This window comes from Atopostipes suicloacalis DSM 15692 (assembly GCF_900129085.1).
Lineage (GTDB): Bacteria > Bacillota > Bacilli > Lactobacillales > Carnobacteriaceae_A > Atopostipes > Atopostipes suicloacalis.
This window is the reverse complement of sequence record NZ_FQUF01000012.1, coordinates 18,342-35,802: the sequence shown is the minus strand read 5'-3', so window position 1 is coordinate 35,802 and position 17,461 is coordinate 18,342. Positions and strand designations below refer to the sequence as shown.

Genomic DNA, 17,461 nt, shown 5'->3' with positions numbered 1-17,461 from the left:
TAAAAAATTATGAATGAAAAACTGAATCTAGCTGGAGAATACGGTAAACTATAAGAAGCTCAAAGTAAAAAGGAAGAGAGGAATCATTTTGAAAGTTGAAGAAAGACTGGAAAAAATTTTGAAAACACTAAAAGATTCATCTGAGCCAATTGTCGCTCGAGAATTCGCAGAAAAATATCAAGTCAGCCGCCAGGTCATTGTGGGAGATATTGCGAGATTACGAGCTGCCGGTGAAGAAATTGTCTCCACCCCCAGAGGATATTTAATCAATACGCGATTAAACCATCAAATTACCAAAAAATTTATCTGCAAACATACCCCTGAAGAAACCATCGACGAAATCAATACTATTGTTGGCCTAGGCGGAGAGTTGCTCGACGTTGCGATTGACCACCCTGTTTACGGCGAGCTCACCGGTGCTTTAAATATTTTTGACCAAGCGGATGCCGATCAGTTCAACCAAAAAGTTGTCAGCGGAGAAGCCTCGCTCCTATCTGAACTCACAGAAGGCATTCACGTCCACACCATCGCCGCCCATTCAATGAGGGTTTTAGAAACCATCGAAGAAAAACTAAAAGAAAAAGGTTACCTAGCCTAGGCCCTTCGGGAAATACGACACAGAAAAGCAGCACTAGGGCTGACTGTATTTCTTAAAAACAGTTGACTTCTTCTCCATTATAAAGTATCTTGATAGGTGTCAAGACACATGTATGGAGGAGATGTTTTTAATGGAGAATAGAAATCAAGCAACAAAATTAACCATCACTGCCTTATTAATGGCGATTGCTATTATTATTCCGGTCATTATGCCCGTCAAAGTAGTTATTGGACCCGCGTCCTATACACTCGCTAGTCATGTTCCGATCTTTATTGCGATGTTTTTTTCACCAAGCATTGCTATACTTGTAAATTTAGGCGCTACCGTAGGATTTTTTATAGGCGGCTTTCCAATTGTCATCGTCCTACGCGCCTTGAGTCAAGTCGCCTTTGTATATATAGGAGCTAAAATTCTTGAGAAAAATCAAAATAAAATCTTAAGCTCCTTTTGGAAAAGCCAGCTTTTTTCCTTAGGAATTGGCTTAATCCATGCATTAGGTGAAATGATTATTGTTTCATTATTTTTCTTTGGCTTTATTGGTGTTACGGATACCAGTAATGGTTTCTTCTATACCGTCTTTTTATTAGTCGGTGTCGGAACACTTGTGCACAGTATGGTTGACTTTTTTATCGCCCAATATATCTGGAAAGCTCAAGAAAGCCGACTCACCACTATGAAATTAAAGATCACTTAAGAGTTATCCGAATAAACAAAAAGCGTTGCTGGCTCAGTTCACTGATTCAGCAACGCTTTTCATATTATTTAAAATACGAGACAAAATCTCAGAAAATGTCCAGTAATTCTAAAATACGAGACATTATCTCAAAAAAAGTCTCGTAAATAATTATGGGAGAGTAAAGTATAATAGCAGGATAATGTTAAAATTTTTTGAAACAATACAAAATAAGTAGCCATCAAAGGCTTTTATTATTTAATTAGAGATTTTCTTATAATAAATGAAGCAAATCTCTAGGTTCTTTAAATATATACTCTGGTTCCAAAATCCCTTCACCTGAAACACTTCCCCAGGTCGCATATCCAAAATCTATTCCCGCACTTTTAGCTGCTTCGTAATCCGACAAAGTATCTCCAATATAAATCACATCATTGGCGCTAAGTTGTAGATGATCTAAACATTTTAAAAGTGGGGCAGGATGAGGCTTATGTTTATCCGTGTGCTCAGCCAATACAGCTACTTTCATAAATCGATCCAAGTCTTTTTCTTTCATATCAATATCATATTGTTTAGTCGTTTTTGCCGATACGACCGCTTGGAGAATATGTTTTCTATCAAAACATTCAAAGACTTCCTCAAATCCTTTGTAAACTGTCGCACCTTCTTCATATTCATTCACATATTGTACCCATCGTGCATAGACTTGTTCTTTGTTCTCAAATGATAATTCTTCCATCACTTTCATCCCAGGATAAGAAGCAAACTTTAAAACATCTTCATAGGACCACTTTTCGCCGGTCTCTTCTTTAATAATTTTTATTAAAGGAATCATATTCATATCAAGAGTATTCAATATTGTCCCATCAATATCATAAATAACCGCTTTGTATTTTCCCATTCTCTCACTCCATTTATAGTGACTTTCTATTCTTATTCATTTTACTATAGAAAGAATAGCTAAAGTCAAATTTTCTCAATATGAATCTTTTTAAATCCCTTCACCTCGTGTGAGCAGTTTCTTTAAATAACCTGGAAATCGACTGCATACAAAATGCAATTAAATACGTGCTGGAGCACTTACCGCTCAAAAAAAGCGAATAAGTGCGTGCTAATCAGCCCACCGCTCAAAAAAAAGCGAATAAATGTGTGCTAATCAGCCCATCGCCCAAAAAAAGCGATAGAGTGCGCGCAAATCAACTCACCGCACAAAAATCGCAAATAAGTGCGTGCAAATCAACTTACCGCACAAAAATCACAAATAAGTGCGTGCAAAAAAACTCACCGCACAAAAATCTCGAAAAAGTGCGCGCAAACCAACTTACTGCACAAAAATCTCGAATAAGTGTGTGTAAATCAACTCACCACACAAAAATCTCGAATAAGTGCGCGCAAACCAACTTACTGCACAAAAATCTCGAATAAGTGTGTGTAAATCAACTCACCACACAAAAATCTCGAATAAGTGCGCGCAAATAAACTCACCACACAAAAATCTCGAATAAGTGTGCGTAAATCAACTCACCACACAAAAATCTCGAAAAAGTGTGCGCAAATCAACATACCGCACAAAAATCACAAATAAGTGCGCGCTAAAACACCTCATCATCCCCAAAACTTATTTACAGGAAAATCCGACGAAAGATCCTATCCAACAGCCTAAAAAGCACAATTAATTTACCATTTTGCGAAGAACTATTTACAATATATACAAATACTGATATTGTGAACAATATAACAAAACAGGCCCGTTTTGAATCCAAAAATATTTAGAATAAAGGTGGTCTTAGTATTGGACACAATTGATACAGAATTATTATTTGCATTTTTTGACAAAAGTGGATTTACCTATACCGAACTCGCAAAAAACATCGGAATTTCCCGGAATACCATACATAATATCCTGTTCGGAGTAACGACCCCCAGCCATTACGTCGCCGCTCACTTAGCTGAAGCATTAGACCTATCACAGGAAGAATTCGTCACAATCTTTTTCCCAAACATCAAAAGAAAAGAATCCCACAAAGAAATATTCGCACAAAAAGAATATTAGCTTTTTAAATATTTGAAAGCGCTATCTCTTCCGATCACAAAATAAGAAAGAAGGAGGAAAATTGAAACAAAATTCTGAATACTTAGAAAAACTACTCATTCAATTTCAAGCATTAATCCATAAAACCATGAATCGATTAAATCTTCGACAACACGACATGGATTATGACGACTTGACCCAAGAGTTGCAACTTCATTTATTAACAATTTTTGAAAGTTTTCAAGGAGACCCACTGCGTTCTGAAGCCGATCGGTATAAATTTACAGCCTATGCAGGAAGAGGGTTATATTGGCATGGACTAAACTTATTGCGACAAAATAAATTGGATCCTGTACATATTTCAGATAATGAAGAAATGGATTGGTTGATTGAACAAGAAGGGGATTCAGACAAAGAGACTCAAACGAACATTTATATTGAAGATTTCTTAAAACAAGCACAAGGTAGATTATCAGAGGAAGATTACTCCTTATTGCTTCATATAGTAGACGAAAAATACACAATGGATGAATTAGCAGGTTTGATGGGAGTCAGTCGAGATACCATCTATCAGCGAAAAAAGAAAATTCAACAACGTTTATTGAATATCAAAGATTGCTTAACGCATTAGGCAGACACTCCAGACTTTTTATGTGTTGTTAGTAGTGTAGTAGCTATTACACAACAAAAAAGGAGGAAACAAAATGATAAAAGCTTTTGAAAATGCTCGAATTCAGTTCGGGATTTATGATGTAGATGCGGATGAAACCTATAATCTTTCTTTAAGTCATCTAAAAGAGAATGCCGATACAGAACAGATTGAAGGAATTTATACAACGCTTGACACCATTGTTGATGGTCAAATCGATTTCGCTAAGGTGACACAAACTCACCGCTTAGTTCTTTAAGAAGGAGGAAAAAGTAAATGAATGAAAGTTATAATTTAGAATTGTTATTTGAAAACGAAGAAGGAAAAGCACGTAAAATTACTATCCGTCGACCTTTAGACGGCTTGACAGAAGAAGTAGTTTCTCCTGTGATGCAAGCCATCGTCGATAGCGATCTTTTCGATGATGAAGGGTTAGACCGCTATGCCGTAGCTTCTAGTGCCCGCTACGTTCGTACAACAGTTGATGAAGTTTTTACAACAGCTGAAGAAAAATAAAACGAAAGGCTCTTAAGTGAGTCGATAAGCCCTCGCTTAATTTTAAGTGAGGGCTTTTTAATTATAAAAATAAAAAAGGAGAAGATGTTCTATGGGACTTATTGAAATAGGTGGGATAGCTAGTGGATTAGTTGCTGTAATTACATTAATCAGTAAAATCATTAAGTTAATTACTACCATCCAATCCCTCATTAACCGCCTTGATCAATTACAAACAGATATGAACACAACAAAAGAACATTGGGAAGAAGCAACCGAAAAAATGATCACTTTCGATCAACGACTTCATTTAATCGAATATGAATTAGCGATTGTTTAGAAAGGATGGAGAGATGGAATTAAGTAATAAGATATATGATATTGGAAAATGGTTGGTATTAATCTTCTTACCCGCTTTTGCCGTATTAATCAGTGGATTAGGCGATTTATATGGTTGGATGAATACTTCACTTATCGTCACGACCATAAATTTAGTGACTGTCTTTTTAGGATCCGTTTTACAACTCTCTTCTCAAAATTATCATGATGAGAACTCATCGGGAGGAGGTGGAAGTTTTGTTAAAATCTGTTCTTAATACAGCAAAATCATACGTGGGTACACAACAAGGAGATGCGAAGCATAAAGACCTTATCAAGAAATATAATGCCGTCAAACCCCTACCAGTAGGCTATCCTATGAAAATAACGGATGATTGGTGTGCAGCTTTTGTCACAGTAGTCGGTGATTTGGCTCAGGCCTCTAAATACATTGGCCGCGAATGTGGCGTTCAGCGCTTTATAGCAATTTTCAAAAATAAAGGGATTTGGCGTGGGCTTGCTAAACCAATAGCAGGAGACATTGTCGTCTTTGATTGGCAAAAGAATGGCTGGGCTGATCATATAGGCTTTGTCGAAGCAGTAAACGGAAATAAAATCACCACGATTGAAGGCAATACGTCAAAACAAGTAGCCAGAAGAACGTATGCATGGAATGACTGGCGAGTAGATGGCTATGCAAGACCTAAATATCCATCCGCTACCCAGACTTCTAAGAAGCCTGTTCACGAAGTTGCAAAAGAAGTCATTCAAGGCAAGTGGGGAAACGGTAATAACCGAACAGCTCAATTAACAAAAGCTGGATATAATGCACGTACTATCCAAAAAGAAGTCAATGCAATTTTAAAAGAAAAAGGAAATCGAAAATTGAATGAAATCGTCGCTAAAGAGGTTATTCAAGGCAAATGGGGAAATGGGCCAGAAAGGAAGAAACGTCTTACAGAAGCCGGTTATAACTACTCAATCATTCAAAAAATAGTAAATGGAATGGTTTGAAAAGAAAAACTAGCTAGAATTTTATTCTGAATAAAGCCTCGCCTATAACAGTAGGCGGGGTTTTTATGTTGCTCATGTCGCTAAGAATTAATTCTATTTATAAAACGATCCCTGATAATGATGTTTAATTTTTAAAGATACAAAGGTTAGAATGAAATCCTAATTGAATAAAATAATGTGAAAAAATAAAATGAGTAAAACAGATAAAGAAATTTTATTCGTGAAAATAATATAGAACTTAAAATAACCGTAAATTACACAATAGCTTCTAAAGATTCGCGTTTATTTAGGTTAGTTAACCCTAAAACTGGAAAAGAATACCCTGTAAATCCTAAGCGTTCATGGGCGGTCACTAAACAAACATTTCAAAGCTATTATGATGCTGGCGGAATTGGTTTTCCAGATGATTATGATTTTATGTCTGGAAAACGTCCATTTAGAAGGGTTTTTAAAGATGAAGATGTAGCAAACATAAAGCCGACTTATGTCAGTAGTGATTTTATTATTAAACAGTTTATTCGTTCGCTTTTAAAAGACGTAAAAAATCAAAAAGGTAATGAGCAAATTGATGAGTTGTTTAGTAGAGATGATTTTGATTACGCTAAACCTGAAGAATTAATTAAATTAATTATTAAAGTTACAACATCTGAAAATGATTTAGTTCTCGACTTCTTCATGGGCTCATCTACCACTCAAGCCGTTGCGCATAAAATGAATCGCCGCTATATTGGAATTGAGCAAATGGATTATATTAATACAGTATCTGTGCCTCGCCTTCAAAAAGTCATTGAGGGAGAGCAAGGCGGTGTTTCAAAAGATGTGGACTGGCTAGGTGGCGGAAGCTTTGTTTATGCTGAATTAATGGAGAAAAATCGTGGCTATCTAGATGATGTAATGAATGCTTCTGATCAAAAGGCTTTACAAAAGGTTTTGGACTTAATGTTAGAAAATGCAGATTTTGATTTTCGAGTAGATTTAGAAGAGATTAAAAATACACTGAATAAATTATCATTTGAAGATCAGAAGAGAACATTAATTAAGATTATCGATAAAAACCAACTTTACTATAATTATTCAGAGATTGAGGATAAAAATGTGCGAGATTTAATTTCTGATAATGATTACAAGTTTAATAAAAATTTTTACAAGGATGAGAATGATGAGTAAAGTAAAACCAAAATCATTACCTCTTTATGAAGAATTACTTGAAATGGATGCTGATATTTTTGTTCAAACGGATGCTTTTGAGCACCCTGAATATATCAAGAGAAATTTAGTCCATACCTATCGAGATTATCAAGAAGAAGCTATGCGTTTTTTCCATTACACACAATCTTCTGAGCTTTTTAACTATCGTTTTATTAATCACGTATTATTTAATATGGCAACGGGATCTGGGAAAACGGATTTGATGGCGGGCTGATTCTTTATTTATTTGAGGAATATGAGTATCAAAATTTTCTTTTTATCGTTAATACTAAGAGTGTACTTAATAAAACAATTGATAACTTACTGAATGTGTCTTCAGATAAGTATTTATACAATAACCCCATTGAAATAAATGGGAAGAGAATCAACATCCAACAAGTTAATCAATTTCCAAGAGAACCTAGAGAAAATATTATTTATATTAAGCTAGACACTGTTCAAGCAGTCGCAAGTGATATTTATACTGTGAAAGAAAATTCGATGGGGGCAGAAGACTATACTCGAAACAAGACAGTCGTTCTCGGAGATGAGGCGCATCATTATTCGGCTTCAACGAAATCAGAAAAAGAAGATGAACACTCTTGGGAGAGTGCAATCAACACTATTTTAGATGCGCGAGAAGATAACTTGTTATTGGAATTTACAGCGACTATCGATCTAGACAACAAAAACATTTATGAAAAATACAAAGATAAGATTATCTATCGTTATACGTTAGATCATTTTATAGCAGATGGCTATTCTAAAAACATTCGACGTATTCAAACGTCTAATTCGGATGAGAATAATATGTTAAATACTGTATTACTCAGTCAATATCGAAAAATGTTTGCTCGGGAAGAATATGGGGTAGAGATTAAGCCTATTATATTATTTAAATCTCAAAGAATTGCCGATTCAAATCAATCAGAAGAAAATTTTAACCAAATGGTAGATTCTCTAACTCCTGAAAATTTAGAGGAATTTATTACTAGACAGATGCAGATGGATACTATAGAAGCTAGTGAAACACTAGAGAAGACATTTGCTTATTACATTTCGCGTTTAGATGAATTTCCAAAAATTGTGCGAGATATAAAAAGAGACTTTGGGACGAACCGAGTGATTAATGCCAATGACTCAGGACAGTCTGGAATTCTTGAAAAAGGACAATACGAAGCACTAAATAGTTTAGAAAGCCCAACAAACTTATATCGTGTTATATTTGCGGTAGCAAAGTTAACAGAGGGTTGGGATGTCCTAAATTTATACGATATTGTACGTATTAGTGATCCTGAAAAAACGACTGGAACAAAGAATGCTACAAATGCAGAAGCTCAATTAATTGGTCGAGGTGCACGATATAATCCATTTGAAATGAATCAAGAACGCAGTTATATTCGACGTTTTGAAGATGGAAATAAATCTAGTCTGTTTTTAGAAACTTTGCATTATCATACAATTAATGAACCACAATATTTGAAAAATTTAGTTAAATCATTAGATGAGATGAACTTACCTACCGGTGATGATACAAAGAATCCTCTAATTGATGTAAAGTTAAAATCTTCATTCACCAAAAGTAATGTTTGGAAGACGGGGAAAATTTATTATAACGAAGCTGTTTCTGTTCCAGATAGTTATTATGATGAGCTGGGTAAATATGGAATTAACAATAAAAAAGATATTATAGTTCCTTGGATATCTGCTGCTCAGGAAGTGAAGTATTCTGATTTTGTAGGGGAAGATGGAGCTCAGCAACACCATATAGTCGTTCAAATTGATGAGAGGTACTTAAATAAAGCAATGAACCGACTCACTTTCTTTCATTTTGAACATCTAAAACAATATTTACCAAACTTATCATCACGAGAAGAGTTTTACGAGAAAAACTGGCTCAATATTCGTGGGCGTACACTCTATGCTAGAGTAACTCGATCGATGACAAAGGATGATTTGACGCCTATAGAAAAGTTGCAAATTTTAGAAGTATATTTGCAAGAAGTGGCACAACAAATTCAGCGAGGCTATCAGAAAATGCGTGGAACCAATAAATTCATTGGTTATCCCATTAAAGATTATATTCAAGATTATCGTAAAAGAATCCCAGATTATGATACAGGGAAAGAATCTGTTTACACGGTTACACAGAAGGTAAAACGATATGTAATCAAAGAACCTTATTTTGCATACGATTCAGCGATTGTTAATTTATTAGAAAAAGATTTAATCGATCGAATAAGTGAAAGAGTCAATGAGTTGAAAGATGAGTATGATGAAGTTTATTTAATTCGTATGGATGAGAACATGCATCGTGAGAGTAGCAAAAAAGATAATTTGAAATTATATCAATTTGATTCTCATGCAAGAGAAATTCATTATAGTGGCTTTCAACCAGATTTTATTTTATATTTAGAAAATTCAGATTTTTATATTCAGATTTTCATAGAGCCAAAAGGAACGAATTTATTAGAGAAAGATCAATGGAAAGAAGACATTTTCTCATTTATTAATCAAAACGAAGGTGAACTTGTAATTAATGAAGATGTTGAAGGAACTAGAATAAAAGGGGTTAAGTTCTACACAAGCAACGATGGAAGAAATACAATGGATCAAATAGGAGAGATTGCTTTAGGAAAACCATTTGAGGGATTGTCTATGGAATAAAAATATTTTGGAAGAGAGGTATAGTCTAAAGTGGATAATTTAAATTATTATCAAAAAGAACCTGAAGGGCAATTATTAGATAGAAAACGAGCGGTTATCCATCCTAGAGAAGTCGCTAGACATCTTAGTGCTTTTGCGAATGCGGAAGGCGGAACTTTAGTAATTGGAATTGAAGATGACGGAGAAATAACAGGTTTTAAATATCCTAAAGCAAAAATAATCGAGAATTATCTAGAAGCTCCTTTTGATTTTTTAAACAGCCTTCCAAAATATGATACAGAACGTCTAGAGATTAAAAATTCAAGTGGAGAAAATGATGAAGTTTTATTGTTCTATGTTGAGCCGAGTTATGATTCAATTATTTCATTAAAAGATGAGTCTGTTTTTTTACGCATTAACGATAAAAGTAAAAAATTAACTTATCCTCAGATTACACAATTAGAATATGATAGAGGCTCCCGAAAATTTGAAGAAGAGTTGGTTGAGTATTCCTCTATAGAAGATGTAAATGAGGAATTAGTTGAGGAATTCCGACAATTATTGAACACAACGGTTTCTACAGAAAAATTATTAAAAGCTCGTGGCTTTCTTCGTGATGGAAAATTAACAGTGACGGGATTATTGCTTTTTAGTAATAATATTCCTGCTTACTTTCCGAGCGCACGTATCCGTTTTATGCGCTATGAGGGGACAAGGGAAGAAACAGGTGCACGCTTAAATGTTGTAAAGGATGTGACTTTTGATCAAGCCCTACCTACAGCGATTCGAGAAGCTGCTGCTTTTATCCGGACGCAGCTGCGTGATTTTACATTTTTAGGAAAAGATGGGCGATTCGTTACCCTTCCAGAATATCCGGAATTTGCATGGTTTGAAGGGATGATCAATGCGATTATTCATAGGCGCTATGATAATCAGGGGGACCATATTAGAATAAAAATGTTTGATGATCGTTTGGAAATTTATAGCCCTGGAGCATTACCAGCTTCAGTCACTCTAGAAAATATCAAAGAAGAGCGTTATTCTAGAAACCCGAAACTTGCGGCGGCTTTAACTCAATATAAATGGGTGAGGGAGTCAAACGAAGGGGTAGGACGAATTTTTAAAGAAATGAATGACTATTTCTTAGAAGATCCCGTTTATGAAGAACCAAATGGAAGTGCCGTGCAATTGACACTGAAGAATAATATCGTAGCTCGTAAGGACCGCGAAACTGGACGAGTCAGTGAAATCATAACACCAGAATTATTTGAAGAGTTAAATGAACAAGAAGAAGCTATTGTTCGATATTTGTATAATAGTGGAAGACTAACTACAAAAGAGACAGCTGAGCTAATAGACCGATCTGAAAATACTGCCCGTAAATGGATAAATAAATTACTAAAGAAAAATATTGTTGTAGCTCATGGATCAGGGAAAAATGATCCTAAAAGGTTTTATACGCTTAAGGATAATTAATTTTTAGTAACTTAGGAGTGGGTTGGGAGTAGGTTGGGAGTAACTTGGGAGTAGGTTGGGAGTAACTGAAAATTTAAATTTGAAATACATGATAAAATGTTATCCCAACAATGTTTTGCGGTTGTTTAGAGAACTGTTGAGTAACTTTCGAGTACTTTCGAGTAACTGTTGAGTAATGTTCGAGTAGTCTTCAACAAATACGAAAATATGCAATCTCCTGTATACTTATTTTGTATGAATAAGTTGCGGGAGATTTTTTGGTTTCTAATAGAACATATTAAAATTAAGTGTGAAGGGATATTATATGCATTACTTTGAGTATGGAGATAAAGAGATAGAACATTTAAAAGAAAAAGATTTAATCCTTGGCCGTGCGATGGACGAGATAGGAAGGATTAAACGTCCTATTGAACCGGATATTTTTTCTTCATTGATTTCTAGTGTTATTGGTCAACAGATTTCAAATCAAGCAGCACTTACAGTTAAGATGAGGTTTCTAAATCTTGTAGGAGAAATAACACCTGAAAATATAATGAAAGTAAAGATAACAGATATCCAGCAATGTGGGATGACCATGAGGAAAGCTGAATATATAAAAGGGATTGCTGAATCAGTAATACGTAAAGAGATAGATTTTAAGATGTTTAAAAAATTACCAGATAAGGAAGTGATCAGCAAGCTTACTCAACTGAAGGGGATAGGGGAATGGACGGCGGAAATGCTGTTGATTCATTCGCTCCAACGGCCAAATATTATTAGCTATCATGATTTAGCGATCCGGAGAGGAATGAAAAAATTATACAAAATGGAAGAATTGCCAAAAAAGACCTTCAATCGTTATAAAGAAAATTACCATCCTTATGCCACAATAGCATCTCTTTATTTGTGGGAGATGAGTAAATAAAACTAAGAATGTGTTTCAATTGCTTTTTCACGAACTTCGAGTGATTCAATGAACAAACTTTCTCTATTTTTAATTAAATTCGTTATAAATAACAGGGGTTATTTTTGTCGTGTTGACCGAAGGAATCTATAATTATCATTATGGGTAGCGTATTCATGAGTTTTTGATGAGTAGAAATGCATAAAAGTATATTGAGAAATCATTGAAAAATGTCTTGTAAAAATCATTTTATGGTGTTACAATTTTCACAATAAAAGAAAACTTCTAAAACGTTTATCCTTTATTGAGTGATATTTATTCGAAGGATGGAAGTTTTGGAGTAATTGATGATTATAGGAGATGAAAAAATGGAAAATACACCAAAAATGAGTGTAGGAGAATTTACGAATAAGATTTTAAATGGTGCAGCAATGGGGATTGTCGTGGGTTTAATCCCAAGTGCAATTTTTGGAGAAGTTTTTAAAGCTTTGGCCAATCATGGAGCGATGTGGGTAACATTATCTCAAATTGTTACTACATTTTCTTTCTCTGTACCTTTCTTAGTGGGCATGTTAACAGCTATACAATTCGGCTTTGCACCAATACATACAGCAGCAGTAGCTGGGGCTGCTTTTATCGGAAGTGGAGCTGCTAGTTTTGTTGGAGAAGGTTGGGTATTAAATGGTACGGGAGATCTTGTAAATACAATTATTACTGTTATTATTTCTGTATTGATTATTCGTTGGTATGGCAAACGTCTTCCTGATTTAACAATTGTTATTGTTCCAATAATTGGTGGAGCGATACCTGGTCTTGTAGGTACGCTAACATTACCTTATGTTGCTAAAGCTACAGCGCTTTTAGGTGATTTAATTGCGAACTTCACAAACTTACAACCATTCTTAATGATGATATTATTAGCTGTAACGTTTGGAATAATGATTGTGACTCCTTTATCAACCGTCGCTATTGCTTATGCAGTTTCACTAGCTGGTTTGGGAGCTGGTGCAGCAAACGTAGGGATTGCAGCTACATTGTTCACTCTTGTTTATGCATCTTCACGTGTGAACAATCCAGGAACAACTTTCACTCTTTTCTTTTCGGGTCCAAAATTATTAATGGCAAATGTTTTACAAAATCCGATTGTGTTTTTACCAATTGTGATTAATACAGCGGTGACTGGTTTAGTTTCTTACTTCTTCAAAATTCAAGGAACAACTGCTTCCGCTGGATTTGGTATTACAGGATTATCTGGCCCAATTACTGCCTTCAGTTTTATGGAAGGAAATGTTATGATTCGTCTAGTGATTCTAATCGTTCAATATTTGGTTGTTCCATTAGCTATAGCTTTTGTAACACATACAATATTTACACGAATGAACTTATACAATGATGACGTGTTTAAATTTGTTGGTGACGAAAATTAATAATTATTAGAAAGAGGAGATTAAATGACTAAGATTGCTGTTTATCAAGTACGAGAAGAAGAATTACCAATTGTAGAAAAATGGTCAAAAGACAATAATGTAGAAGTAAAAATTATTGATGGCCAAATAACTCCTGAAAATGTTCATTTGGCTAAAGGATTTGATGGAGTAACAACTAGTCAAAACATGAAAGTTCCAGCTGAAGTTTACGAAAAATTACATGAGTATGGTATTAAACAAATTGCACAACGTAGTGCTGGCTTTGACTATTATGATTTAGAAGAAGCAACTAAAAATGACATTATTATTAGTAATGTGCCTGTATATTCACCAGAATCCATTGCTGAGTTTGTATTAACTCAAGCTTTAATGTTAATTCGTAAAGTTCGTGAAATTGAAGAGAAGACGAACGAACGAGACTTCCGCTGGCAACCAGCTATTCGTGGAGGCCTACTTGGTGAAATGACAGTGGGTGTTATTGGAACGGGTCATATCGGTCGAGTAACTGCACAATTATTTAAAGGTTTTGGTGCGAAAGTGATTGGTTATGATCTGTATCCTAATGAAGAAGCAACAAAATACTTAGAATATAAAGATAGTGTTGAAGAGCTTGTAAAAGAAGCGGATGTTGTGACTTTACATGTTCCGGCAACAGCAGATAACTACCATCAATTTGACTACGAGATGTTTAAACATTTCAAACCTTCTGCTTATCTTATTAATAATGCTCGTGGATCGGTTGTCGATACTGAAGGATTAATCAAAGCTTTGGATGAAGGTTTACTTGCGGGTGCTGCTTTAGATACTTATGAGAATGAAGGTTCCTATGTTCCGGCCGATAATCGTGAGACAGGAATTAAAGATGAATTATTCCAACGTCTTTTAGATCATCCAAAAGTTTTATACACTCCACATATTGCTTTTTATACGAATGTATCTGTACGTAATATTATGAATATTGGTTTGGATTCTACTCTTGAAGTGATTAAAACTGGCGATACGAAAAATCGTGTAAACTAATTAAAATTTTTAAAAGTAAATTTAGAGACTATGTACCTGTATCTATAGGCATAGTCTCTTTTTTATGTGTGAAACTAAAAAAATAAAACTTAAGAAGAAAAACAAAAAACGCTTGCTTAGTAAAAAAAGATGTGTTAAATTCATTACAAGATAAGTTGTACGAACCTCTTTTTATTTTGAACAAAGTCGTGTGAACGACTTTTTTATAGAAGTGGAATGAAAACGTAATCAAATGTAATTAATGATAAAATAATAGGACATATTTCAAAAAAACTTTTTAAAAATAATTATTTTTGTGGTTTGTACGTACGACTTTTTTGAGGAGAGAGCAGTTAATTTACGCTCAATCTTGAAAACGATTTAAAAAAGTTGAGGGAGGAATTATTGGTGGCAGAAATAAAATTGGAACATATTCATAAGCGTTATGAAAATGCCGAAGATTTTGCCGTGACGGATTTTAACTTGGATGTAAAAGACAATGAATTTATCGTCTTTGTCGGACCTTCAGGTTGTGGAAAATCTACTACACTGCGGATGATCGCAGGGCTTGAAGAAATTACTGAAGGAGATTTATACATTGATGCGGACGTCGTAAATGATGTGGCACCAAAAGACCGAGATATCGCAATGGTTTTTCAAAACTATGCGTTATATCCACATATGACGGTTTTTGATAATATGGCATTTGGACTAAAATTACGTAAAATGCCAAAGGATGAAATTAAAGAACGGGTCAATCATGCGGCAGAGATGTTAGGTTTAACCGATTTATTGGATCGAAAACCAGCAGCATTATCTGGAGGGCAAAGACAGCGAGTCGCTTTAGGACGTGCGGTCGTTCGAAGTCCAAAGGTTTTCTTAATGGATGAGCCATTATCTAACTTGGATGCGAAATTACGTGTTCATATGCGTACAGAAATTGCTAAACTACATGAAGAATTGAAGACCACAATGATTTACGTCACCCACGATCAGACAGAAGCCATGACATTAGCTGATCGTATTGTCATCATGGATGCCGGGGTTATTCAACAAGTTGGAACACCTTTTGATGTCTATAATTCACCAAATAATGCCTTTGTTGCAAGCTTTATTGGTTCACCGGCAATGAATTTACATGAAGTGACTTATAGTGGAGGACGAATTACAGGAAAAGGGATCGATCTTGCTGTAAGCGCTCCTACGAAAAAAGCATTAGATCAAAAAGGTTATGATGGGCAAACAGTCATTTTTGGAATACGTCCAGAAGATATTCATTCGGAACAGATTGCTTTAGATGCATCGCCGGAGACAGTCATGGAAACGGAGATCACAGTCGCTGAACTAACGGGAGCCGAATCCATTTTATATATTGATGTAGGTGGAACAGAAATGGTCGCTGTTGTCGATGCAAGAGATTACCATGAACCTGGACAAACACTTGAGGTTGCATTCAATATGAACAAAGCTCACTTCTTTGATGTAGAGACTGAAGAGGTTATAAGTAGATAAACATTTTTAGTTGAAAAGGAAGCATAAATAAATTAACTGGAGGAAAAGATGAAAGCAGATTTAGTTGTTAATCGAGAAAATATCATTTCGGAAGTAGATCCTAGATTATATGGTTCTTTTATTGAACATTTAGGAAGAGCTGTTTATAGCGGTATTTATGAACCAGGACATGAAACAGCTAATGAAGATGGATTTCGACAAGATGTTATAGATTTAGTGAATGAGTTGAATGTTCCGTTAGTCCGTTATCCAGGTGGAAACTTTGTATCTGGCTTCAATTGGGAAGATAGTATTGGACCAAAAGAAGATCGTCCGACAAGACTTGATTTAGCTTGGCGTACAGTTGAAACCAATGAAGTTGGGCTACATGAATTTATGAATTGGGCGCAACAAGCAGATACAGAAGTGAACATGGCTGTAAACTTGGGAACTCGAGGCGTAGACGCAGCTAGAAATCTTTTAGAATATAGTAATCACCCAGGGGGTACCTATTGGAGTGATTTACGAAAAGAAAATGGTGCAGAAGAACCATTTGGAATAAAAACTTGGTGCCTTGGAAATGAAATGGATGGTCCATGGCAAATAGGAGCCAAAACGGCGGATGAGTATGGACGTTTAGCTACAGAAACAGCGAAAGCAATGAAGTTGGTAGATGACTCAATCGAATTAGTCCTTTGTGGAAGTTCTTCAAGTAAGATGCCTACATTTGGTGAATGGGAATACACGGTTTTGGATCATGCATATGATTATGTGGACTACCTCTCCTTACATATGTATTGGGGCAATCAAGAAGAGGATTTAGAGAACTACCTAGCTAAATCAATTGAGATGGATGAATTTATTAAAGGTGTTGTCGCTATTTGTGACGCTGTGAAGGCTAAAAATGGTTCAGATAAAACAATTAATTTATCTTTTGATGAGTGGAATGTATGGTATCACTCAAACAAAGCGGATGATGAGATGGAACCTTGGCAAATTGCGCCACCATTATTAGAAGATATTTACAACTTTGAAGATGCTTTATTGGTTGGTTGTTTATTAATTACTTTACTAAAGAATGCCGATCGAGTAAAAATTGCTTGCTTGGCTCAATTAGTAAACGTTATTGCACCAATTATGACGATTGAAAATGGTGAAGCATGGAAACAACCTATCTTTTATCCATTTATGCAAGTTTCAAATTATGGTAGAGGAAATGTCTTAACGCCTTCTGTGGAATCAGAAACCTATGCATCAAAAGACTTCTCAGAAGTTCCTTATGTTGAAACTATTGCTGTCCATAATGAAGAAGCGGATGAAGTCGTTGTATTTGCGGTTAATCGTTCTAAGGAAGAAAGCGTTAACTTTACTACAACATTAAATGGCTTTACTTTAGAGAGCATTGTTGAATCAACTGAATTAGCAGGATATGACATCAAACTAACAAACGAACAAGATCATGATGGAATTAAACTTGCAGATAATAATGATTTTGAGATCAATGGAAATGAACTAGTTGGAGAACTTAAACCTTTATCATGGAATACAATAAGAATTTCTCTCAAATAGATA

At 35.1% G+C, this 17,461-nt stretch carries 17 protein-coding genes and 1 pseudogene; 17 read left to right on the top strand and 1 reads right to left on the bottom strand.

What is annotated here, in order from left to right:
• Positions 1-88 precede the first annotated feature (88 nt).
• Positions 89-598 (top strand): transcription repressor NadR, encoded by a 510-nt coding sequence (locus tag BUB96_RS04795; protein ID WP_084136858.1) that lies wholly within the window; start codon positions 89-91, stop codon positions 596-598.
• 130 nt (positions 599-728) lie between these two features.
• The gene (locus tag BUB96_RS04790) at positions 729-1,292 is read left to right on the top strand and encodes a hypothetical protein (RefSeq protein WP_073297168.1); all 564 of its coding nucleotides are present in this window, start codon (positions 729-731) and stop codon (positions 1,290-1,292) included.
• A 253-nt stretch (positions 1,293-1,545) separates the two neighbouring features.
• On the opposite strand, the gene BUB96_RS04785 is transcribed toward BUB96_RS04790, so the two are convergent.
• On the bottom strand, positions 1,546-2,172 hold the full coding sequence (locus BUB96_RS04785) for an HAD family hydrolase (protein ID WP_073297165.1): 627 nt from the start codon (positions 2,170-2,172) through the stop codon (positions 1,546-1,548).
• An 891-nt stretch (positions 2,173-3,063) separates the two neighbouring features.
• On the opposite strand from BUB96_RS04785, the gene BUB96_RS04780 reads away from it, so the two are divergent.
• The 15 genes and pseudogenes from BUB96_RS04780 (at position 3,064) to arfA (ending at position 17,458) form a co-directional block, all read left to right on the top strand.
• Complete coding sequence (locus BUB96_RS04780) at positions 3,064-3,324, top strand: helix-turn-helix domain-containing protein (RefSeq protein WP_073297162.1); 261 nt, start codon at positions 3,064-3,066, stop codon at positions 3,322-3,324.
• Positions 3,325-3,385: 61 nt separating this feature from the next.
• Positions 3,386-3,934, top strand: coding sequence for a sigma-70 family RNA polymerase sigma factor (locus BUB96_RS04775; RefSeq protein WP_073297158.1), 549 nt, complete (start codon positions 3,386-3,388; stop codon positions 3,932-3,934).
• A 73-nt stretch (positions 3,935-4,007) separates the two neighbouring features.
• On the top strand, positions 4,008-4,211 hold the full coding sequence (locus BUB96_RS04770; RefSeq protein ID WP_073297155.1) for a hypothetical protein: 204 nt from the start codon (positions 4,008-4,010) through the stop codon (positions 4,209-4,211).
• A 17-nt stretch (positions 4,212-4,228) separates the two neighbouring features.
• Positions 4,229-4,468, top strand: coding sequence for a DUF2922 domain-containing protein (locus BUB96_RS04765; protein ID WP_073297152.1), 240 nt, complete (start codon positions 4,229-4,231; stop codon positions 4,466-4,468).
• A 91-nt stretch (positions 4,469-4,559) separates the two neighbouring features.
• Positions 4,560-4,787 carry a hypothetical protein gene (locus BUB96_RS04760; protein ID WP_073297149.1) on the top strand — a complete coding sequence of 76 codons (228 nt, stop codon included), beginning with the start codon at positions 4,560-4,562 and terminating at the stop codon, positions 4,785-4,787.
• Between the two features lie 13 nt (positions 4,788-4,800).
• Entirely contained in the window at positions 4,801-5,043 is a 243-nt protein-coding gene (locus BUB96_RS04755; protein WP_073297146.1) for a phage holin, read from the top strand.
• Positions 5,024-5,779 carry a CHAP domain-containing protein gene (locus tag BUB96_RS04750; RefSeq protein ID WP_073297143.1) on the top strand — a complete coding sequence of 252 codons (756 nt, stop codon included), beginning with the start codon at positions 5,024-5,026 and terminating at the stop codon, positions 5,777-5,779. Before BUB96_RS04755 ends, BUB96_RS04750 begins: the two co-directional genes overlap by 20 nt.
• Positions 5,780-6,196: 417 nt before the next feature.
• A complete protein-coding gene (locus tag BUB96_RS04745; RefSeq protein WP_073297140.1) occupies positions 6,197-6,946 on the top strand; it encodes a DNA methyltransferase in 750 nt (249 codons plus the stop codon).
• Positions 6,936-9,634, top strand: a pseudogene (locus tag BUB96_RS04740) (DEAD/DEAH box helicase family protein). Before BUB96_RS04745 ends, BUB96_RS04740 begins: the two are co-directional and overlap by 11 nt.
• Positions 9,635-9,664: 30 nt before the next feature.
• A complete protein-coding gene (locus BUB96_RS04735; protein WP_073297137.1) occupies positions 9,665-11,089 on the top strand; it encodes an ATP-binding protein in 1,425 nt (474 codons plus the stop codon).
• Positions 11,090-11,393: 304 nt separating this feature from the next.
• Positions 11,394-11,993, top strand: a complete 600-nt coding sequence (locus BUB96_RS04730; RefSeq protein ID WP_073297134.1) for a DNA-3-methyladenine glycosylase family protein — start codon at positions 11,394-11,396, stop codon at positions 11,991-11,993.
• A gap of 347 nt (positions 11,994-12,340) precedes the next feature.
• Positions 12,341-13,399, top strand: coding sequence for a PTS sugar transporter subunit IIC (locus BUB96_RS04725; RefSeq protein ID WP_073297257.1), 1,059 nt, complete (start codon positions 12,341-12,343; stop codon positions 13,397-13,399).
• Between the two features lie 24 nt (positions 13,400-13,423).
• Complete coding sequence (locus tag BUB96_RS04720; RefSeq protein WP_073297131.1) at positions 13,424-14,419, top strand: D-2-hydroxyacid dehydrogenase; 996 nt, start codon at positions 13,424-13,426, stop codon at positions 14,417-14,419.
• Positions 14,420-14,806: 387 nt separating this feature from the next.
• Positions 14,807-15,910, top strand: coding sequence for an ABC transporter ATP-binding protein (locus BUB96_RS04715; RefSeq protein WP_073297128.1), 1,104 nt, complete (start codon positions 14,807-14,809; stop codon positions 15,908-15,910).
• Between the two features lie 48 nt (positions 15,911-15,958).
• On the top strand, positions 15,959-17,458 hold the full coding sequence (gene arfA, locus BUB96_RS04710; RefSeq protein ID WP_073297125.1) for an arabinosylfuranosidase ArfA: 1,500 nt from the start codon (positions 15,959-15,961) through the stop codon (positions 17,456-17,458).
• Positions 17,459-17,461 lie beyond the last annotated feature (3 nt).